The sequence below is a fragment of the Pseudomonas sp. FA-1 genome (genome assembly GCF_056856075.1).
The window spans coordinates 337,020-357,201 of sequence record NZ_JBWXTH010000003.1; the positions used below are offsets into that span (position 1 = coordinate 337,020).

The window sequence follows — 20,182 nt, forward strand, 5'->3', positions numbered from 1 at the left end:
CGCTCCTACAGGAAGTGCGCTCGTCTGTAGGAGCGGCCTTGTGCCGCGAAAGGGCTGCGTAGCAGCCCCAGGTTTTCTGCCGGAACGAGACAATCAGGACACTCAACCATGGCACACGTACCACAAGTAAGAATCCCCGCCACCTACATCCGTGGCGGCACCAGCAAGGGCGTATTCTTCCGCCTGCAGGACCTGCCCGAACGCGCCCAGCAGCCCGGCCCGGCCCGTGACGCCCTGTTGCTGCGGGTAATCGGCAGCCCCGATCCCTACGCCAAGCAGATCGACGGCATGGGCGGCGCCACCTCCAGCACCAGCAAGACCGTGATCCTCTCGCGCAGCACCCGTCCGGAGCATGACGTCGACTACCTGTTCGGCCAGGTCGCCATCGACAAGGCCTTCGTCGACTGGAGCGGAAACTGCGGCAACCTGTCAGCCGCCGTTGGTTCCTTCGCCATCAGCGCCGGCTTGGTGGATGCGGCGCGCATCCCGCACAACGGCATCGCCACGGTGCGTATCTGGCAGGCCAACATCGGCAAGACCATCATCGCCCATGTGCCGATCACCGAAGGCGAAGTGCAGGAGACCGGTGACTTCGAGCTGGACGGTGTGACCTTCCCGGCCGCCGAAGTGCAATTGGAATTCCTCGACCCGGCCGCAGACGAAGACGGCGACGGTGGCGCCATGTTCCCCACCGGCAATCTGGTGGACGACCTTCAGGTGCCGGGCGTCGGGACGTTCAAGGCAACGCTGATCAACGCCGGTATCCCGACCATTTTCGTCAATGCGGCCGACATCGGCTATACCGGTACCGAGTTGCAGGAGGCGATCAATGGCGACCCTGCCGCGCTTGCCCGTTTCGAGACCATTCGCGCCCATGGCGCCGTGCGCATGGGCTTGATCGAACACATCGACCAGGCTGCCGGGCGTCAGCACACGCCCAAGGTGGCCTTTGTCGCGCCGCCGACCGCCTACACTGCTTCCAGCGGCAAGGCGGTCGAAGCCGCCGACATCGACCTGCTGGTGCGGGCGCTGTCGATGGGCAAGCTGCACCACGCGATGATGGGCACCGCGGCGGTGGCCATCGGCACGGCGGCAGCGATCCCCGGCACGCTGGTCAACCTCGCTGCCGGCGGGGGCGAGCGCAGCGCCGTGCGCTTCGGCCACCCGTCCGGCACCTTGCGCGTCGGCGCCGAGGCGCGCAAGGTGGACGGTGAATGGACAGTGACCAAGGCTATCATGAGCCGTAGTGCTCGCGTGTTGATGGAGGGCTGGGTACGCGTGCCTGGCGATAGTTTCTAACACGCATCTGGTGCTCGGCTTTTATTGAGAGGGGCCGCTTTGCGGCCCCCACTCCCAGGGAGCCAGACAATGAGCGCCAACGTAGACCTCAATGACCGCCCGGATTACGACCGGGTGCTACAGACCATCGCCGACTATGTGCTCGACTACCGCGTCGAGTCGGTCGAGGCCCTGGACACCGCGCGCAACTGCCTGATGGACACATTGGGTTGCGGCTTACTGGCGCTGCGCTTCCCTGAATGCACCAAGCACCTCGGCCCGCTGGTCGAAGGTACCGTAGTCCCACACGGTGCGCGGGTACCCGGCACCTCCTTCCGCCTGGATCCGGTCAAGGCGGCCTGGGACATCGGCTGTACCGTGCGTTGGCTGGACTACAACGACACGTGGCTCGCAGCTGAATGGGCGCACCCTTCGGATAACCTCGGCGGAATCCTCGCGGTTGCCGATCACCTTTCCCAGAAGCGCGTGGCCGACGGCGAGCCACCCCTGACCATGCGTACCGTGCTCGAGGCTATGGTCATGGCCCACGAGATTCAGGGTGTGCTGGCGCTGGAGAACGCCTTCAACCGCGTCGGCCTCGACCATGTGGTGCTGGTCAAGGTCGCTTCCACCGCAGTGTGTGCACGGCTCATGGGGGCCAATCGCGAACAGATGCTCTCGGCCTTGTCCCATGCCTTCGTCGATGGCCAGGCGCTGCGCACCTACCGTCATGCGCCCAATGCCGGCTCGCGCAAGTCTTGGGCGGCCGGTGATGCTTCCAGCCGGGGTGTGCGTCTGGCCGATATCGCCTTGCGTGGCGAGATGGGCGTACCGGGTGTGCTGACCGCAACGCAGTGGGGCTTCTACGATGTGTCGTTCAGCCACACCAACAAGGACCTGGCGCTAAAGCCCGTCGAGCAACGGGTGTTGCGCCTGCCGCAGCCCTTCGGCAGCTATGTGATGGAGAATGTGCTGTTCAAGATCAGCTTCCCGGCCGAATTCCACGCCCAGACTGCCTGCGAGGCCGCGGTGGCTTTGCACCCCCAGGTGCGCAATCGCCTGCATGAAGTCGACCGCATCGTCATCAGTACCAACGAATCGGCGATACGCATCATTTCCAAGGTCGGTCCGTTGGCCAACGCGGCCGACCGCGATCATTGCCTGCAGTACATGGTTGCTGTGCCGCTGATCTTCGGTGATCTGGTGGCCGAGTACTACGAAGATGCCTTCCACGCGGTGCACCCGAGCATCGACCGGTTGCGTGAGAAGATGGAAGTCGTCGAGGAGCCGCGGTTCAGCCGCGAGTACCTGGAGGCGGACAAGCGTTCCATTGCCAATGGCCTGCAGGTGTTCTTCAAGGACGGCACCCATACCGAGCAGGTGGTGGTGGAGTACCCGATCGGGCATCGGCGTCGACGCGGGGAGGGGATACCGTTGCTGGAGGCCAAGTTCCGGGAAAACCTGGCGACGCGGTTTGCCCGTCAGCGTTGCGATGAAATCTTTGCCTTGTGCAAGGATCAGGCGCGGTTGGAAGGTACGGCGGTGCAGCGGTTCGTCGATCTATTCGTGATTTGAGACTGCCATGCTAGCCAATCGCGGGACAAGTCCGCACACCGGTATAGCACCTGTTGGAGCCGGCTTGCCGGCGATTGCGCCGGTCTGGCCAGCATAAAAAAGCCCCGGCATCGCTGCCGGGGCTTTCGTTTACAGCGTACTGCTCAGCTTACGCCTGGACCACTGGGATCTGGGCGTTGGCTGCCGCTTCGCGGAACTCGGCGATCTGATCGAAGCTCAGGTAGCGGTAGACGTCGGCCGCCATGCTGTCGATGTCCTTGGCGTACTGCAGGTACTCTTCGACGGTCGGCAGTTTGCCGAGGATCGAGGCAACCGCGGCCAGCTCGGCCGAAGCCAGGTAGACATTGGTGGCGTCGCCCAGGCGGTTCGGGAAGTTACGGGTCGAGGTGGAGACTACGGTCGAGCCGGTCTGCACACGTGCCTGGTTACCCATGCACAGCGAGCAGCCTGGCATTTCCATGCGCGCACCGGCCTTGCCGTAGATGCCGTAGTAGCCTTCCTCGGTCAGCTGGTGGGCGTCCATTTTGGTTGGCGGGGCCAGCCACAGACGGGTCGGGATACCGCCCTTGACCTTGTCCAGCAGCTTGCCGGCAGCGCGGAAGTGACCGATGTTGGTCATGCACGAACCGATGAACACTTCGTCGATCTTGTCGCCGGCAACGGTGGACAGCAGGCGGGCGTCGTCCGGGTCGTTCGGCGCGCAGAGCACAGGCTCCTTGACGTCGGCCAGGTCGATCTCGATGACCGCGGCGTACTCGGCATCGGCGTCGGCGGACAGCAGCTGCGGCTTGGCCAGCCAGGCTTCCATCGCCTGGGCGCGGCGCTCCAGGGTACGGGCGTCACCGTAGCCTTCGCTGATCATCCAGCGCAGCAGGGTGATGTTGGACTTCAGGTACTCGGCGATCGACTCTTCCGGCAGCTTGATGGTGCAGCCGGCAGCGGAACGCTCGGCCGAGGCGTCGGACAGCTCGAAGGCTTGTTCGACGGTCAGCTCGTTGAGGCCTTCGATCTCCAGGATGCGACCGGAGAAGATGTTCTTCTTGCCCTTCTTCTCGACAGTCAGCAGGCCCTGCTGGATGGCGTAGTAAGGGATGGCGTGGACCAGGTCACGCAGGGTGATGCCAGGCTGCAGCTTGCCCTTGAAGCGAACCAGTACCGACTCGGGCATGTCCAGCGGCATGACGCCGGTGGCGGCGGCGAAGGCCACCAGGCCGGAACCGGCCGGGAAGGAAATGCCGATCGGGAAGCGGGTGTGCGAGTCGCCGCCGGTGCCGACGGTGTCAGGCAGCAGCATGCGGTTCAGCCAGCTGTGGATGATGCCGTCGCCTGGACGCAGGGACACGCCGCCACGGGTGCGGATGAAATCCGGCAGGGTGTGGTGGGTGGTGACGTCGATCGGCTTCGGATAGGCCGCGGTGTGGCAGAACGACTGCATGACCAGGTCGGCGGAGAAGCCCAGGCACGCCAAGTCCTTCAGCTCGTCGCGGGTCATCGGGCCGGTGGTGTCCTGGGAACCGACGGTGGTCATCTTCGGCTCGCAGTAGGCACCCGGGCGCACGCCCTGGCCTTCCGGCAGGCCGCAGGCGCGGCCGACCATCTTCTGGGCCAGGGTGAAGCCCTTGCCGGTGTCGGCAGGCTGCTCTGGCTTCTTGAACAGGTCGGAGGCACCCAGGCCCAGTTCGGCACGGGCCTTCTCGGTCAGGCCACGGCCGACGATCAGCGGGATACGGCCGCCAGCGCGGACTTCGTCGAGCAGGACTTCGGTCTTCAGCTCGAAGGTGGTGACCAGCTCGTCGCTACCGTGACGACGGACTTCGCCCTTGAACGGATAGACGTCGATGACGTCGCCCATGGCCAAGTTGGTGCAGTCGAACTCGATCGGCAGGGCGCCGGCGTCTTCCATGGTGTTGTAGAAGATCGGGGCGATCTTGGTGCCGAAGCAGAAGCCACCGGCGCGCTTGTTCGGCACGTACGGGATGTCGTCGCCGAAGAACCACAGCACCGAGTTGGTGGCCGATTTACGCGAGGAGCCAGTGCCGACCACGTCGCCGACGTAGGCGACCGGGAAGCCCTTGGCCTTGACCGCTTCGATCTGGGCCAGCGGGCCGACCGAGCCTGGTTGCTGGGGTTCGATGCCGTCGCGGGCCATCTTCAGCATGGCCAGGGCGTGCAGCGGGATGTCAGGGCGCGACCAGGCGTCCGGGGCAGGGGACAGGTCGTCGGTGTTGGTTTCGCCAGGCACCTTGAACACGGTCAGGGTGTACTTGTCGGCGATGGCTGGGCGGGCGGTGAACCACTCGCCGGCAGCCCAGGATTCCAGGACGGCCTTGGCGTTGGCGTTGCCGGCCTTGGCTTTCTCGGCCACGTCGTGGAAGGCATCGAACATCAGCAGGGTGTGCTTGAGCTGTTCGGCCGCGACGGCGCCCAGTTCGGCGTCATCCAGCAGCGCAACCAGCGTTTCGATGTTGTAGCCGCCCTGCATGGTACCCAGCAGTTCGGTGGCGTGCTTGCGGTCGATCAGCGGCGACTTGGCTTCGCCCTTGGCGATAGCGGAGAGGAAAGCGGCCTTGACGTAGGCAGCTTCGTCGACCCCTGGGGGAACGCGGTGGGTGATCAGGTCTACGAGGAAGGCTTCTTCGCCGGCCGGCGGGTTCTTCAGCAGCTCGACCAGGCCTGCAGTTTGTTCGGCGTTCAGCGGCTGGGGCACGATGCCCAGGGCGGCACGCTCTTCGATGTGTTTGCGGTAGGCTTCAAGCACAGTTATTACCCTCATCAGTGGTCCCTAAAGGGAGTCCGGGACGCTCATCCAGCATTCTCCGCACCCATGCGCAATCACGGCTTTTTGGGCCGCCCAGCCAGGGTCGCGGAGAATCCTTACAGAAGCTGCTTTCAAAGTTTTACGCCTGTAGAACGGTGAGCTGATGAGGGCTGGCGCGGGCCATGCACGGTGGCATGCCCCGGCCAACGCCGTTCTACCGGATGAACTGTGCTCGTGACGCTTTGAAAACAGCTTCCAACGGACATTGGTGCCTTGAAAAGGCGGTGTGATTCTACGGTAAAAACGGGACGAAAGTAAGGCGGCATATGTGACTTTAACGAGTGACCCTGGTTAGACAAAGGGCTAACATGGGCCGGTGTTCCGCCGTAAAGCCATCGCTCCTACATGTCCAACCAATCCATCAAGACGCCTTGCGTCGGCCTCTGCTCCACGGTCTATGGCGACCTGGTATGCCGCGGCTGCAAGCGCTTCCACCATGAAGTGATCCACTGGAACAGCTACGACGAGGACGAGAAGCGCGCCGTCTGGCTGCGCCTGGAACACCTGTTGGTGCAGGTGATGATGGCCAAGCTGGAGGTGTTCGACAAAGCGCGCCTGCGCCAGCAACTGGAGCAGCGCTCCATCCGCTTTCTGGCGCACCAGTCCGAGTATTGCTGGGCCTACCAGTTGATCGCGCGCGGTGCCCGCATGATCCGCGACCTGGAGGCATACGGCATGGCCTTGTTGCCAGAGTTTCGCGATTGGGAGCTGCCGCAGTTGCGCGATGCCATCGACCGGGAGTTCTTCCTGCTCTCCGAGGCCCATTACCAGCGCTACATCGCGCCGTCGTTCCTCCACAGCGCCCTGGGCTAGGGGCGGCTTGCGCGAAGCCGGTGAGTGGCCTGGCGGAGGTGACGGCGCGGGGCGCGGCTCACTCGCCGCTGTATTCGCAACCGCTGGTGCAGGTCTCGTGGATGCGGACCTTGGACAGCTCAGGCAGCAGCGGCTTGACCTGGTCCCAGATCCATTTGGCGATCACTTCGCTGGTGGGGTTTTCCAGGCCGGGGATGTCGTTCAGGTAGTTGTGATCCAGCTGCTCGTAGATCGGCTTGAAGATCGCCTTGATCTCGGCGAAGTCGCGGATCCAGCCGGTATGCGGGTCGAGCGGGCCGGTCAGGTGCAGGCCGACTTTGAACGAGTGGCCATGCAGGCGACCGCATTTGTGCCCGGCCGGGACGTTGGGCAGGCGGTGGGCCGATTCGAACGTAAATTCCTTGAAGATTTCCACGCTGTAGGACTCTTGAAAACAATGCTGGCCGGCAGTTTACCAGCATGCTCGTTACAAGGCTTGCAGCCGTTCGTGCAACCGCCCGGTGGCATCCGGGGCATGCTGTTCACAAAGTCGTCTGGGTAGGGCTTGGGATGGGTGCTGCCTGTAGGATCGCGCGCCGCGCGGGCGGCGCTCGATCCTACAGGCGCCGAAGCGCTTCAAGGCAAAGGCGAAGCAACTGCAGACTGCGCTATCATCCCCCCGGCCTGTTTTCAGGTTCAATTAAGGACCACTGGTTAGTCTTTGCCCGTAGACAACTTGTACATCTCGATGGAGAGAACCCGATGAAAACCTTGACTGCCCTGTTCACTGCCGCCGCGCTCGCCCTGGGTGCCAACGTTGCCCTGGCCAAGGATGTCCAGCCTGACGAAGTGATCAAGCTGGTGAATGCCAAGACCATCAAGTCCTTGGACGAACTCAAGGCCGCCGCTGTGGCCAAGCACCCAGGCGCCACCGTGACCGATTCGGAGCTCGAGGACGAGTACGGCCGCTACATCTACAAGGTCGAGCTGCGTGACAGCCAGAACGTCGAATGGGACGTGGACCTGGACGCCAAGACCGGTGAAGTCCTCAAGGACGAACGAGACAGCTGATGACCGATCTACCGCGAACGGCGCGCTACCTGGCGTTTGCGCTGTTGGCCGCCTGTTCGCTGGCCGCTGCACGTGACCTCGATCAGGATGAAGCCTTGGAGCTGCGGCAAAAGGGCGTCATCCTGCCGCTGGAACAACTGCTCGAATCCGCCTTGGGGCGCTACCCCGGGGCGCGCCTTCTGGAAGCGGAGCTCGAAGAAAAGCACGAGCGCTACGAGTACGAGGTCGAACTGCTGACTCCCGATGGCGTGGTCCGCGAGATCAAGCTGGACGCCCGCAACGGAATGCTGCTCAAAGACGAGGAAGACGACTGAATGCGCCTGCTGCTTGTCGAGGACAATGTCCCCCTGGCCGACGAACTGACCGCCAGCCTGCAGCGCCAGGGCTATGCCGTGGACTGGCTGGCGGATGGCCGCGATGCGGTCTACCAGGGCCAGAGCGAACCCTACGACCTGATCATCCTTGACCTCGGCCTGCCGGGGTTGCCCGGGCTCGACGTGCTGGCCCAATGGCGTGCCGCCAACCTGGCCACGCCGGTGCTGATCCTCACCGCGCGCGGCTCCTGGGCCGAACGGATCGAAGGGCTCAAGGCCGGGGCCGACGACTACCTGACCAAACCCTTTCACCCCGAGGAGCTGCAGCTGCGCATCCAGGCGTTGTTGCGCCGTGCCCGTGGGCTGGCCAACCAGCCCACCCTCGAAGCGGCCGGCCTGCAGCTGGACGAAGGCCGCCAGTGTGTCAGCCGCGATGGCGTCGATATCCAGCTGACCGCCGCCGAGTTCCGCCTGCTGCGCTATTTCATGCTGCATCCGCAACAGGTGTTGTCCAAGAGCCACCTCGCCGAGCACCTCTATGACGGCGAGACCGAGCGCGATTCCAACGTCCTGGAGGTGCACGTCAACCACCTGCGACGCAAGCTGGGCCGCAGCGTGATCGAAACGCGACGCGGCCAGGGCTACGTGTATGCCGGGAGCGCCGCGTGAAGTCGATCCAGGCGCGCCTGAGCCTTGGCCTGGTGGCGGTGCTGGTGGTGGTCGGGCTGGTCCTGGCCCAGCTGACCCTGTGGCTGTTCGAGGTCGGCCTGCAGCGCTACCTGGAGGCTGGCCTGCGCAAGGAAAGCGAGAACCTGCTGGTGGCGCTGGTACGCGGGCCTGCGGGGTTGCAACTGGACGAGCGGAGGATTTCCGCGGCCTACCAGCGCCCGTTTTCCGGTTATTACTTTCGCATCGACTTCGATCAGGGCACCTGGCGTTCCCGTTCGCTGTGGGACCTGGACATGCCCAAACCGGCGGCGCCGGGCCTGGAGGACAGCCATGAGCTGGGGCCGGAAGGCCAGCAGCTGCTGGCCCTGCGCGCCGACTATCGGCGGCTGGGCCAGGACATTTCGATCAGCGTGGCCCAGGACTATTCGCCGATACGCGACGGCTTCCGGCGCATGCAGCAGATCGGCCTGGGCATGGGCTTGGTAGCCCTCGTGCTGGTGCTGGTATTGCAGCGCATCACCGTGACCCGGTCGTTGCGCCCGCTGGAGCGCGCCCGCCAGCAGATCGCCCAGTTGCAGCAAGGCCAGCGTTCGCAGCTCGACGCCCAGGTACCCAGCGAGCTGCAACCCTTGGTGGACCAGATCAACCACTTGCTGGCCCATACCGAGGACAGCCTGCGCCGTTCGCGCAATGCCCTGGGCAACCTCGGCCATGCCCTGAAGACCCCTTTGGCGGTGCTGCTCAGCCTGGCCGCCAGCGAACGGTTGAAAGACCTGCCGGACGTTCGCGAGCAATTGCGTGAACAACTGCAGCAGATCCAGCAGCGCCTGTCCCGTGAACTCAACCGCGCACGCCTGGCCGGCGATGCACTGCCAGGCGCCCAGTTCGACTGCGACGCCGAATTGCCCGGGCTGCTGGCCACGCTCGGGATGATCCACGGCGAAGGCCTGCAGCTTGTGCGCGACGTGCCGCCCGGGCTGTTGCTGCCGTGGGATCGCGAAGACCTGCTGGAGCTGCTCGGCAACCTGCTGGACAACGCCTGCAAGTGGGCCGACAGCGAGGTTCACTTGGGCATAGCGCCGAGCGCCGATGGCTACCAGCTGTGGGTGGACGACGATGGCCCCGGCATTCCCGAGCAGGCACGCCTGCAAGTGCTCGAGCGCGGCTCTCGGCTGGACGAACAGGTCGACGGGCATGGCCTGGGGCTTGGCATCGTGCGCGATATCGTCGAGGCCTGGGGCGGCACCCTGGCGCTGCTGGAAAGCCCCATGGGCGGCCTGCGGGTCAGCATCGACCTGCCGCGCAAGGGGCGTTGACCCGTCATCTCTCTTGGTCCAATCGCCGGCAAGCCGACGCCCCCAGGTATGGCGATGTCTTTGAAAACAGCGCAGGACAGGTGGGAGCCGGCTTGCCGGCGATTGGCGCCTGCGCAGGTACCAGCACAGCACTACAAAAAAATTGCAGCGCAAGCGCATTTTTTTGAATTGGCTCCTTGCCAGCCCACCCGGCACAATCGCCGCCATGAAACTTCCCCGTTTCCATCTCCATGGACGGAATCATTGAGCTATTGCATGCGCAATACCGGGCCCAGGCCGATTTGGCTGGGCTTTCTTTTTAACCAGAAGAACACGATCGATCTCCTTGATGTCTGCCTCGCGTCCTGAAAGCCGTTTGCAGCGCCTGCTGCCTGCTCCCTTGAACATCCCCCCCAAAGAATGGCTGCGTGCCGGTGTCGGTGCACTGCTCGGCCTGTTCCTGGCCGGTACTCTATGCAGCATGGTCTTCGGCCCCTCGGTCGCCTTGCATCTGCTCGGCCCGCTGGCCGCCTCGGCGGTGCTGGTGTTCGCCGTGCATTCCGGCCCGCTGGCCCAGCCCTGGCCGGTACTGGGCAGCTATGCCGTGGCCGGTGCGGTGGGCCTGGCCATGCGTCATGGCTTCGGCGCCGAGCTGTGGGTGGCTGCGGCCGCCCTGGGCGTGTCGATCCTGTTGATGTGCCTGCTGCGCTGCCTGCACCCGCCCGGTGGCGCGGTGGCGGCTGGCGCGGTGCTGGCCGACCCAGGCCTGGTGGCGCTGGGCAACCATCTGCTCGAGCCGATCCTGTTGCACGCGCTGATCCTGGTCACGGTGGGGGTGTGCTACAACCGCCTGACCGGCGTGCGCTACCCCAAGGGGCCGTTGCCACGCAAGGACCTGCACCACACCCACGACCCGCTGCCCAGCGAGCGGGTAGGGGTGAACAGCGAAGACCTGGATGTGGCTCTGGAAGAGCTGGGCGAGTTCGTCGACGTCACCCGCGATGAACTCGAACGTATCATCCTGGCCACCGAGCAGCATGCCTTGCAACGCAGCCTGGGCGGCATCACCGCGGCCTCGGTGATGTCCCGCGACGTGCAGTTCGCCTCGCCGGCCACCACCCTGGAACAGGCCTGGAAGATGCTTTCGAGCCATCACCTCAAGACCCTGCCGGTGCTCGAAGGCGGCCGTCTGGTGGGCATCGTCAGCTTGAGCGACCTGGTGGGCCCGGCCATGGCCCGTGCGCGCTTCAGCTGGCGAGGGATGTTCCGCCGCCATACGGTGCGCATGGAGCAGGTGATGAGCCGACGGGTGATCAGCGTCAGCAGCCAGCACCCGCTGGATCGCTTGTTGCCGCTGCTCAGCGATCACGGCCTGCACTGCCTGCCGGTACTGGAGGATGATCACCTAGTGGGGGTGATCACCCAGACCGACCTGATCGCAGGCCTCAAGCGGCATCTGCTCAATGCCGCCGCGCAACGTTCAGATAACCGGGTCCCAGCGCTGTGACCAATCGCTGTCGCCGGCTGCCACCAGCCGGCGCAGCACGCTTAAGGCCTGTTGCAGGGCTTCGCTGTCACGCTTGCGGGCATAGACCAGGAAGGTCGGGTAGGTGAACTCCGGCGCCTGCGGCACCCGCTCGACCACCCCGCGCTCCAGGTAGGCCTGCACCACCCGGGTGCGGAAGTAGCCGCTGCCGCCCTGGTCGAGGATGAACTGCAGCGCCAGCGGGCCGAGGTTGAAACTCAGCGCCGGGCGCGCACAGTCGGGCAGGGCCGCGTCGTGCTGGCGGCGGAAGGCTTCGCCCCAGTCGATGTAGATGTAAGGGTCGGGGTGGCCGACCCGGCGCACGCGGATCAGCTTTTCCTCCATCAATTGCTCCACCTGCAAACCAGGCCCGTAGGTCGGCTGGTACACCAACGCGGCATCGAGCAGGCCCATCTCCACCTTGCGCAGCAACGACTCGCCGTCGCTCACTTCGCTGCGGATGGCATGGCTGGGCAGTTCATGGTGCAGCGCGCTGACCCAGTCGAGCATCATCGGGTTGGCCAGGCTCACTTCGCCGCCTACATGCAACACCTGCTGGCAACCCTGGGGCAACGGCAGGTCGCGCCGCGCCGCTTCCCAGGTCTGCACCATCTGGTTGGCGTAGACCACGAACGCCTCGCCGTCGCTGGTCAAGCTGGCGCCGTTGCGGCTGCGCACGAACAGCTGGCAGCCCAGTTGCTGCTCCAGGCGCTGCACCCTCGCGGTGATCGCCGTCTGCGACACGAACAGGCGTTCGGCGGCGGCGACCAGGCTGCCGCAGCGCACGATTTCCAGGAAGGTACGGGCCTGATCGATATCCATTGAAGCGGCTCAGTGGCTGACGGAAGGCGTATTCTAGGCGTTTGCACCGCAATGGTGCGACTGCCTGTGCAATCTTGCATATCGGTTGCGACTTAAGTCCGATGGCGAGGGTGGGGTAGGGGTCCATACTCCAGGTTCGCCCTTCAATAACAACAAGTATCGGGTTGCAGACCGCCATGACCTACCAGCACAGCTACGCCCATTCCATTGCCGACCCCGCCGCCTTCTGGGCCGAACAGGCCGACCGCCTGGCCTGGCACCGCAAGCCCACGCTGACCCTGCAGGACAACCCCGACGGTACCCACCGCTGGTTCGCCGACGGCCGTCTGAACAGTTGCTACCTGGCCCTGGACCACCAGATTGAACAAGGCAGGGGCGAGCAGTTGGCGCTGATCTACGACTCGCCCGTGACCGGCGTGCAACAGACGTTCACCTACAACCAGTTGCGCGACGAAGTGGCACGCCTGGCAGGGCTGCTGCGACAGCTGGGCGTGAGCAAGGGTGATGGCGTGATCATCTACATGCCCATGGTGCCTCAGGCGGCCATGGCCATGCTGGCCTGTGCGCGGATCGGTGCGGTGCATTCGGTGGTGTTCGGCGGCTTTGCTGCCAACGAGCTGGCCTTGCGTATCGACGATGCCCGGCCCGCGCTGCTGCTCACCGCGTCGTGCGGGCTGGAGTTCGACCGGGTGATCGAATACAAACCGCTGGTCGACCGTGCCCTGCAACTGGCCGGGCACCAGCCGCGCCATGTGCTGGTGCTGCAGCGCCCTCAGGCCCACGCCGGCTTGCAGCCAGGGCGCGACCTCGACTGGCAGGCGGCATTGACCGGTGTCGAGCCAATACCGCCGGTGCAGCTGGATGCCGGCGACCCGCTGTACATCATGTACACCTCCGGCACCACCGGCAAACCCAAGGGCATCGTGCGCGAGAACGGCGGCAATGCCGTCGCGCTGTGCTATGCCATGCGTCATGTGTACGGGATGCAGGCCGGTGACGTGTGGTGGGGGATTTCCGACGTGGGCTGGGTGGTCGGCCATTCGCTGATCGTCTACGGGCCGCTGATGAGCGGCTGCACCACGGTCTTCTACGAAGGCAAGCCGATCCGCACGCCGGACGCATCGGCCTACTGGCGCGTGGTGGAGCAGTACAAGGTCAACGGCCTGTTCTGTGCGCCCACCGCCATGCGCGCGATCCGCAAGGAAGACCCAGAAGGTGAGCTCATCCGCCGCCACGACCTGAGCTCGCTGCGCCAGCTGTTCCTGGCCGGTGAGAAGCTCGACTCCAGTACCCATCAATGGCTGGAGCGTGTCAGCGGCAAGGCGGTGCACGACCATTGGTGGCAGACCGAGACCGGGTGGCCGGTCACCGCACCTTGCGCAGGCCTGGAAGGCAGCGCGGCGCGGCCGGGGTCGAGCAACCGCGCGGTGCCGGGTTACCACGTGCAGGTGCTCGATGACGAAGGCCGGCCACTGGGGCCGAACCAGCAGGGCGCCATCGTCATTGCGCTGCCCTTGCCGCCAGGTTGCAGCCAGACCTTATGGGGCGACCACGCACGCTATCTACAGGCCTATCTGCAGAGCTATCCGGGTTACTACCACACCGGCGACGGCGGCTACCTGGACGAGGATGGCTTCGTCTACATCATGGGACGCACGGACGATGTGATCAACGTCTCCGGCCATCGTCTGTCCACCGGCGAGATGGAGGACCTGGTGGCGCGTCATCCGGCGGTGGCCGAGTGCGCGGTGATCGGCGTGCATGACGAGATCAAGGGCCAGGTGCCGTTGGCGCTGGTGGTGCTCAAGGATGGCGAGGGTGTCACCGAGCAGCAGTTACAGGCCGAGCTGGTGGCCAACGTGCGTGAGCAGATCGGCGCGCTGGCTTGCTTCAACCGGGTGCGCCTCGTTAAACGCCTGCCCAAGACCCGCTCGGGCAAGATCCTGCGCGCCGTATTGCGCAAGATTGCCGACGGGCAGGACTACGTGCCGCCGTCGACCCTGGACGACCCGGCGGTGCTGGAGGAGATCGAAGGCGTGTTGGCGGACCTGCCGCGGGCAGGGTGATGAAGGGCAATACCACTTCCTGTGGGCGCGGGCTTGCCCGCGATTGCCTTTATAAGCTGAGCTTGTTTTTGAAATACGATAAATCGATTTTCCTTATTTCTTCCAACTTGCTTCCATGCATGCCAAGGATCACTCCTAAAACAACGGATAAAAATCAGGAGCCACACCATGCGTTACGCACATCCGGGTACCGAAGGCGCGAAAATCACCTTCAAGAGCCGCTATGGCAACTACATCGGCGGTGAGTTCGTTCCTCCGGTCAAGGGTGAATACTTCACCAACACCTCGCCGGTGAACGGCCAGCCGATCGCCGAATTCCCCCGTTCCACCGCCGAGGACATCGACAAGGCCCTCGACGCCGCCCACGCCGCCGCCGATGCCTGGGGTCGCACCTCGGTGCAGGACCGCTCGAATGTGCTGCTACGTATCGCCGACCGCATCGAACAGAACCTGGAAATCCTGGCCATCACCGAGACCTGGGACAACGGCAAGCCGATCCGCGAAACCCTCAACGCCGACATCCCCCTGGCCGTGGACCACTTCCGCTATTTCGCCGGCTGCATCCGCGCCCAGGAAGGCGGCGCCGCCGAGATCAACGACAGCACCGTGGCCTACCACATCCACGAACCGCTGGGCGTGGTCGGGCAGATCATCCCGTGGAACTTCCCGCTGCTGATGGCCGCCTGGAAGCTGGCCCCGGCCCTGGCTGCCGGCAACTGCGTGGTGCTCAAGCCTGCCGAGCAGACCCCGCTGGGCATCACCGTGCTGCTCGAGCTGATCGGCGACCTGCTGCCCAAGGGCGTGCTCAACGTGGTGCAAGGCTTCGGCCGTGAGGCCGGCGAGGCCCTGGCCACCAGCAAGCGCATCGCCAAGATCGCCTTCACCGGCTCCACGCCGGTGGGCTCGCACATCATGAAATGCGCCGCCGAGAACATCATCCCGTCCACCGTGGAGCTGGGCGGCAAGTCGCCGAACGTGTACTTCGAGGACATCATGAAGGCCGAGCCGGCCTTCATCGACAAGGCCGCCGAAGGCATGGTGCTGGCGTTCTTCAACCAGGGCGAGGTGTGCACCTGCCCATCCCGTGCGCTGGTGCAGGAGTCGATCTACGACGAATTCATGCAGGTGGTGATGAAGAAGGTGCTGCAGATCAAGCGCGGCGACCCGCTGGACACCGACACCATGGTCGGCGCCCAGGCCTCGCAACAACAGTTCGAGAAGATCCTCTCCTACCTGGAGATCGCCCAGAAGGAAGGCGCCGAGCTGCTGACCGGGGGCAAGGTGGAGAAACTCGAAGGCAGCCTGGCCACCGGCTATTACATCCAGCCGACCCTGCTCAAAGGCAACAACCGCATGCGCGTGTTCCAGGAGGAGATCTTCGGCCCAGTGGTCAGCGTCACCACCTTCAAGGACGAGGCCGAGGCCCTGGCCATCGCCAACGACACCGAGTTCGGCCTCGGCGCAGGCGTCTGGACCCGTGACATCAACCGCGCCTACCGCATGGGTCGCGGCATCAAGGCCGGCCGCGTATGGACCAACTGCTACCACCTGTACCCGGCCCATGCCGCGTTCGGTGGCTACAAGAAGTCCGGCGTGGGGCGTGAGACGCACAAGATGATGCTCGACCACTACCAGCAGACCAAGAACCTGCTGGTGAGCTACGACATCAACCCGTTGGGCTTCTTCTAAACGGGCATCGCGGGGCAAGCCCGTTCCTACAGGTGGCAGCACGTTCCCTGTAGGAACGGCCTTGTGCCGCGATGGGCCGCGCAGCGGCCCCTCGCTATTTGGGGTGGCGCTCCAATTGCCGCTCGATCATGTACTTCACCGCCAGCCGGCGCTCCTTGAGCCGGTGCAAGTCATCGTCACTGACATTGCCAGCCGAGATTGCTTCGGCGGCCAGCACCTGGTTGTCGATGTCCACGTATTCATCCAGCAACCGGTCCAGCTCCTTGTCCTGTTGGCGCCGCTGCTGGACGATTTCGCGAGGGTAGTGAAGGTCCTGGTAGAGGTCATGGGAAACTGGCATGGCGCCCTCCTTGTGATGCGCAGGCTTTGCTTACCTGATTGGAATGAAGGAAGCCGCGGTTGTTGAAGCGAGGCCGGGAAAATGCGACGGATGGCAATGCCACGGCTGACCAAAACCCGGAGCAGAGGACTAACTTGCTGTTTTAAGGCATTTTTTTTCACCTTGGGGGTTCCCAGGTGAGAAGACTGTTGGTATAGTGCCGGCCATTCCAGCACAGCGACCCAGCGTTGTTGTCAGTGAGTCTTCAGAGCGACAGTGCACAGGCATTCGTCGTATCCGATACAGGGGCGTCGCCAAGCGGTAAGGCAGCAGGTTTTGATCCTGCCATGCGTTGGTTCGAATCCAGCCGCCCCTGCCATTATCTTCATATCTCTCCTGCTGTTTCCGTGTGCCTCAGCGCACAGTATCGAATCATTTCCGATAGCTAATTCAGCCATTTTTCATACGGCTTTCAGTATTGTGGCGCCTGGCAGTCCCATCGCGGAACAAGCTCCACACAGAGACCGCGCGGGACAAGCGCGCGGCGCTATACCTGTGGGAGCGGGCTTGTCCCGCGATGACGTCGGTTCGCTCAGCGCAAGTCCTTGACCATTTTCGCCAAGGTTTCCAACACCGCGCCCGCCAATGCCTTCGAGCGTTCACCCGACCAGCCGGTGATGGGGTTGGGCGCATCGTCATGGTCCTTGAACGGCATTTCCAAGGTCAGTGACAGGCAGTCATAAGCCTGGCCCACGGCGTTGCACGCCAAGGTCATGTTGGCCTGGCCCGGCTCGTCGCGGGTATAGCCATGCACGGTCTGGAAGTCTGGCGTCACGCTGCACAGCGTGCTGCGGAACTGCTCCTCGAGCTTCGCCAGACGTGGCGTGTAGCCGGGGTTACCCTCGCAGGCGGCGGTGAACACATGGGGGATTTCCTCGTCGCCATGGGCGTCGATGAAGGCATCCACCCCGTACTGCTTCATCTGCGATTGGGCGAAGAACACCTCGGGGCTGAACTCGACACTGGCGTCTTGCCAGGCGCGGTTCAGGTCCTTGCCCTTGAAGTTGGTGCGCAGGTGGCCCAGGAAGGCGCCGTCGGGGTTCATGTTGGGGATCAGGTACAGGTCGGCTTCGGCCAGCAGGGCCTGGACGGTATCGTCGTTGGCTTGCAGACGGTCGATCACACCTTCCATGAACCATTCGGCCATGTGTTCACCCGGGTGCTGCTGGGCGATCAGCCAGATCTTGCGCTTGCCGGCTGAGCCGTTGCCTGCACGCAGCAGTGGAATATCGCGACCTTGCACACTGCGTCCACAGGCCAGCAACTCGACGCCGGGCAATTGCCTGGCGCGTTCGATCAATTGATTGTGGCGTGCGCGCGGGTAGGGTTCGAAATAGGCGAACCAGGCCTGTTCCTGCTGTGCTGCGAATTCGAAGCTCAGCGCCTTGCCGTCGAACTGGCTGGGTACGCGGAACCAGGTCTGCTGGTCGTAGGAGGCCACGGCGTGGTAGCCGGCCCAGGCGTTCTTGTAGGAGGACTGATGGGCGTTGTCCAGGCTGAAGCGGTGGGTCTGGCCTGGTGTCAGGCCGCTGGCCCTGAAGTGGAACCACTGAAAGTGGCCGCTATGAGTGTCGGGGCGGATGGCCAAGTGCACCCGGGTCGGGTCGCTGGTGTCCAGTACCTGAATGTTGCCGGAATCGAAATCGCAGTCGATGTGCAGCGGGGACAGCGTCACGGTCATTGCCAGGCTCCTGTGGCTTTGTTGTGTCGCTACTGTACACCTGCCGGTGTAATGCCTGGGCAGTGAATTTACCGAAACACCTGTAGGAGCAGCCTTGCGCCGCTCCTACAAGGGGTAGAGGCCCAGTACGAGGAGCGCAGCGGCACCGAGGCCGACGGCAATCGAACACCCGCCCAACGACAGCGCCGCCCGGCCATGCCGGTACCAGCCGTCATGGCCCAGCTGGCGAGCCGGGGCGAGCAGGCTGCGCCAGCGCAGTTCGGTGTCGTGGAAAGCGCGCAGGTGCTCGGGGGCGGCGTCCAACCAGCGGCGGAAGTCGATGCGTTCGCTGGCGGTGGCTTGCGGGCTTTGCAAGCGTACGTACCATTGGCCAGCGATGCTGGCCAGGGCATCGCCTGGAGCGCACGTAGCCTGCAGCGCCTGGTTCATGTGACGTTCTATCGCCAGCAGGGGCAAATCAAGGTGTTCGGCAATATCGGCGAAGCCGAGCCGGTCGAGGCGGCTGAGCAGGAAGACTTGCTGCACGCGACGCGGCAGGCGCTTGAGCTGATGGAGCAGGGTGCCTTCGGCGGCAGAGTGGAGGCCGGAAGTGCCCTGTTCAACGGGCAATAGCAGACGGGACATAGACAGCTCCTTGCTCGATGGGGGAGGGGGCATCATCCATGATGCGCAAGCAGATTAATCTTAACGATAGTGATTCTCAAGTGCTGATTGCGCAAAACGTTGTTACAGCCGTTCACGAATTGACACACCTTTGCTATCATCGCGGCCATTACGCGGTAATCGATCTTCATTAGCCTGAAGAGCCAAAAAAAAGACCCGGCAAAAAGCCGGGTCAAAAACCGTGATTAGCCTGATGAGGAGATAATCTGAGAGTCCGACCTAAGGGCTTTCAGGTTATCCAGCGGGTCTCGCGACCTGCTGAGTGCAATAATAATCGTTATCATTTGCCAGTCAAATGAATTTTCACCTATCCGGTAAAAAAGTTTTGCCGGTGCGCTTCCTTTTCCCGGCAACCGGGGGTATCGCTGCCGGGCGGCGATCACGACTCTCCTTATTTCTCTTCCTTCAATGCCGTCTGCTCGTGTTCCAGCAGTGCCCGGGCCATGTTCACCATATGCATCAAGGCAAACATCACCTCGCGGGTCATGCCCTCGGGTTGGTGGGAGGCGGTTTCGTGCGCGGTGGCCGAGGCGCAGCGCAACAGCGCCAGTGCATGATTGTGGGCCTGCCTGGCCGTCACGCCGTTGTGCAGGGTCCAGATCTTGTTGTCCAGACTGGGGCGCGGCGGAGCTGGATTGAGGTAATAATCGAGCGCACGGCGGGCGGCTTCGCTGTCGAGATCTGTTTCTTCGTTTTTCGATGGTTTCATCCTGATACCTGCTCACTGTCACTGCGGAGTGGTGAATACGGAGCATAGGTCAAACTGTATTATTTATCTAAGGCAAGATAATTCAGGATGTGTATTGATGCGCTGGATACAGCCCGTATTGTTCTCGGCCATGGAAAACTGGAACGAATTTCTCGCGCGCTACAAGCGTGAACATGGCCTTAACCAACTGGAACTGGCCGAACGCCTTGGGATGACCCAAGGCGGCGTGGGCCACTGGTTACGTGGCACCCGCAGGCCTACCTTGGCGACCATCAATGAAAAATTGGAAAAGCTCGGGTTGGTCTATCTCAAAGCCCAGGTCATGGTGGTAGAGCGTGGCCTGTTGCGTGAGCCCCTGGGCGTCTATGCGCCAGAGCGCTCCCTTTCATCCGAGGCGCTGCGTTATGCCAGTTTCCGCTTTCCGGTCCTGGCCTGGGCCGACCTGCAAGGCCCTTTGCCCGACGCTGTCGAAGTGACCGAGCAGACCGACTATATGCCGGCCGGCAATGCATTCTGGCTGCCTGTTGAAAACGACTCGATGAACGCGGCAAGCGGAATGAGTGTGCCCCAGGGCATGCTCATTCTGGTGGACACGGGCCTCGATCCGGTGCCCGGCAAACTGGTGATCGCCCGGCAGCCGGGCAAGGCGGCGGTCCTCAGGCAACTGATCGAGGAGGGCGGAGAGCGCATGCTCAGGCCGCTGAATACGCGGTATCCGACCGTTCTGTGCGAAGACGGGTGCGAGTTTCTTGGGGTCGTCGTGCGGGTGCACGGTAAGTTCTAGATCGCTGGGGCTGCTTCGCAGCCCAATCGCCGGCAAGCCGGCGATTGGCCGC

18 protein-coding genes and 1 tRNA gene are annotated in these 20,182 nt (G+C 63.6%); 12 read left to right on the top strand and 7 right to left on the bottom strand.

Features of this window, described 5'->3' with window-relative positions:
* The first annotated feature begins 108 nt into the window (after positions 1-108).
* Together prpF and prpD are read left to right on the top strand one after the other, a co-directional pair.
* Positions 109-1,299, top strand: a complete 1,191-nt coding sequence (gene prpF / locus AC1MHZ_RS08460) for a 2-methylaconitate cis-trans isomerase PrpF (RefSeq protein WP_482966252.1) — start codon at positions 109-111, stop codon at positions 1,297-1,299.
* A 69-nt stretch (positions 1,300-1,368) separates the two neighbouring features.
* Positions 1,369-2,853, top strand: coding sequence for a 2-methylcitrate dehydratase (prpD, locus tag AC1MHZ_RS08465; RefSeq protein ID WP_324818264.1), 1,485 nt, complete (start codon positions 1,369-1,371; stop codon positions 2,851-2,853).
* 148 nt (positions 2,854-3,001) lie between these two features.
* Here the strand turns inward: prpD and acnB are convergent, their stop codons facing one another.
* On the bottom strand, positions 3,002-5,611 hold the full coding sequence (gene acnB, locus AC1MHZ_RS08470; RefSeq protein ID WP_084855433.1) for a bifunctional aconitate hydratase 2/2-methylisocitrate dehydratase: 2,610 nt from the start codon (positions 5,609-5,611) through the stop codon (positions 3,002-3,004).
* A gap of 405 nt (positions 5,612-6,016) precedes the next feature.
* Here acnB and AC1MHZ_RS08475 point away from each other — a divergent pair, with 405 nt between their 5' ends.
* Positions 6,017-6,484, top strand: a complete 468-nt coding sequence (locus AC1MHZ_RS08475; RefSeq protein WP_084855432.1) for a DUF1289 domain-containing protein — start codon at positions 6,017-6,019, stop codon at positions 6,482-6,484.
* Positions 6,485-6,542: 58 nt separating this feature from the next.
* On the opposite strand, the gene queD is transcribed toward AC1MHZ_RS08475, so the two are convergent.
* Positions 6,543-6,899, bottom strand: coding sequence for a 6-carboxytetrahydropterin synthase QueD (gene queD / locus AC1MHZ_RS08480; protein WP_224458606.1), 357 nt, complete (start codon positions 6,897-6,899; stop codon positions 6,543-6,545).
* Positions 6,900-7,225: 326 nt separating this feature from the next.
* Here queD and AC1MHZ_RS08485 point away from each other — a divergent pair, with 326 nt between their 5' ends.
* From AC1MHZ_RS08485 to AC1MHZ_RS08505, 5 genes are all read left to right on the top strand, one after another.
* On the top strand, positions 7,226-7,534 hold the full coding sequence (locus tag AC1MHZ_RS08485; RefSeq protein ID WP_084855430.1) for a PepSY domain-containing protein: 309 nt from the start codon (positions 7,226-7,228) through the stop codon (positions 7,532-7,534).
* Complete coding sequence (locus AC1MHZ_RS08490; RefSeq protein WP_084855429.1) at positions 7,534-7,848, top strand: PepSY domain-containing protein; 315 nt, start codon at positions 7,534-7,536, stop codon at positions 7,846-7,848. Before AC1MHZ_RS08485 ends, AC1MHZ_RS08490 begins: the two co-directional genes overlap by 1 nt.
* Positions 7,849-8,517, top strand: coding sequence for a response regulator transcription factor (locus AC1MHZ_RS08495; RefSeq protein WP_482966253.1), 669 nt, complete (start codon positions 7,849-7,851; stop codon positions 8,515-8,517).
* Complete coding sequence (locus AC1MHZ_RS08500) at positions 8,514-9,833, top strand: sensor histidine kinase (RefSeq protein WP_482966254.1); 1,320 nt, start codon at positions 8,514-8,516, stop codon at positions 9,831-9,833. The genes AC1MHZ_RS08495 and AC1MHZ_RS08500 overlap by 4 nt, the downstream gene beginning before the upstream one ends.
* Positions 9,834-10,161: 328 nt before the next feature.
* Complete coding sequence (locus AC1MHZ_RS08505) at positions 10,162-11,319, top strand: HPP family protein (RefSeq protein ID WP_084855426.1); 1,158 nt, start codon at positions 10,162-10,164, stop codon at positions 11,317-11,319.
* Here AC1MHZ_RS08505 and AC1MHZ_RS08510 read toward each other — a convergent pair.
* Complete coding sequence (locus tag AC1MHZ_RS08510) at positions 11,293-12,159, bottom strand: LysR family transcriptional regulator (protein WP_482966255.1); 867 nt, start codon at positions 12,157-12,159, stop codon at positions 11,293-11,295. The genes AC1MHZ_RS08505 and AC1MHZ_RS08510 overlap by 27 nt on opposite strands.
* A gap of 176 nt (positions 12,160-12,335) precedes the next feature.
* Between AC1MHZ_RS08510 and AC1MHZ_RS08515 the strand changes: the two genes are divergently transcribed.
* Both AC1MHZ_RS08515 and exaC read left to right on the top strand, forming a co-directional pair.
* On the top strand, positions 12,336-14,225 hold the full coding sequence (locus AC1MHZ_RS08515) for a propionyl-CoA synthetase (protein WP_084855443.1): 1,890 nt from the start codon (positions 12,336-12,338) through the stop codon (positions 14,223-14,225).
* Between the two features lie 168 nt (positions 14,226-14,393).
* Positions 14,394-15,914, top strand: coding sequence for an acetaldehyde dehydrogenase ExaC (gene exaC, locus AC1MHZ_RS08520; RefSeq protein ID WP_324815770.1), 1,521 nt, complete (start codon positions 14,394-14,396; stop codon positions 15,912-15,914).
* Positions 15,915-16,008: 94 nt separating this feature from the next.
* Here the strand turns inward: exaC and AC1MHZ_RS08525 are convergent, their stop codons facing one another.
* A complete protein-coding gene (locus AC1MHZ_RS08525; protein ID WP_084859217.1) occupies positions 16,009-16,254 on the bottom strand; it encodes a DUF465 domain-containing protein in 246 nt (81 codons plus the stop codon).
* 283 nt (positions 16,255-16,537) lie between these two features.
* Here AC1MHZ_RS08525 and AC1MHZ_RS08530 point away from each other — a divergent pair.
* Positions 16,538-16,612 (top strand) — tRNA-Gln (locus AC1MHZ_RS08530).
* A 213-nt stretch (positions 16,613-16,825) separates the two neighbouring features.
* On the opposite strand, the gene AC1MHZ_RS08535 is transcribed toward AC1MHZ_RS08530, so the two are convergent.
* The 3 genes from AC1MHZ_RS08535 to AC1MHZ_RS08545 form a co-directional block, all read right to left on the bottom strand.
* Entirely contained in the window at positions 16,826-17,974 is a 1,149-nt protein-coding gene (locus AC1MHZ_RS08535; RefSeq protein ID WP_324817923.1) for a M14 family metallopeptidase, read from the bottom strand.
* Between the two features lie 105 nt (positions 17,975-18,079).
* Positions 18,080-18,598, bottom strand: coding sequence for a DUF4880 domain-containing protein (locus AC1MHZ_RS08540; RefSeq protein ID WP_084859220.1), 519 nt, complete (start codon positions 18,596-18,598; stop codon positions 18,080-18,082).
* 430 nt (positions 18,599-19,028) lie between these two features.
* The gene (locus AC1MHZ_RS08545; protein WP_324817921.1) at positions 19,029-19,346 is read right to left on the bottom strand and encodes a hypothetical protein; all 318 of its coding nucleotides are present in this window, start codon (positions 19,344-19,346) and stop codon (positions 19,029-19,031) included.
* 130 nt (positions 19,347-19,476) lie between these two features.
* Here AC1MHZ_RS08545 and AC1MHZ_RS08550 point away from each other — a divergent pair, with 130 nt between their 5' ends.
* Positions 19,477-20,130: a LexA family protein gene (locus AC1MHZ_RS08550; RefSeq protein WP_084859238.1), complete on the top strand. Its 654-nt coding sequence runs from the start codon at positions 19,477-19,479 to the stop codon at positions 20,128-20,130.
* Positions 20,131-20,182: the final 52 nt, after the last annotated feature.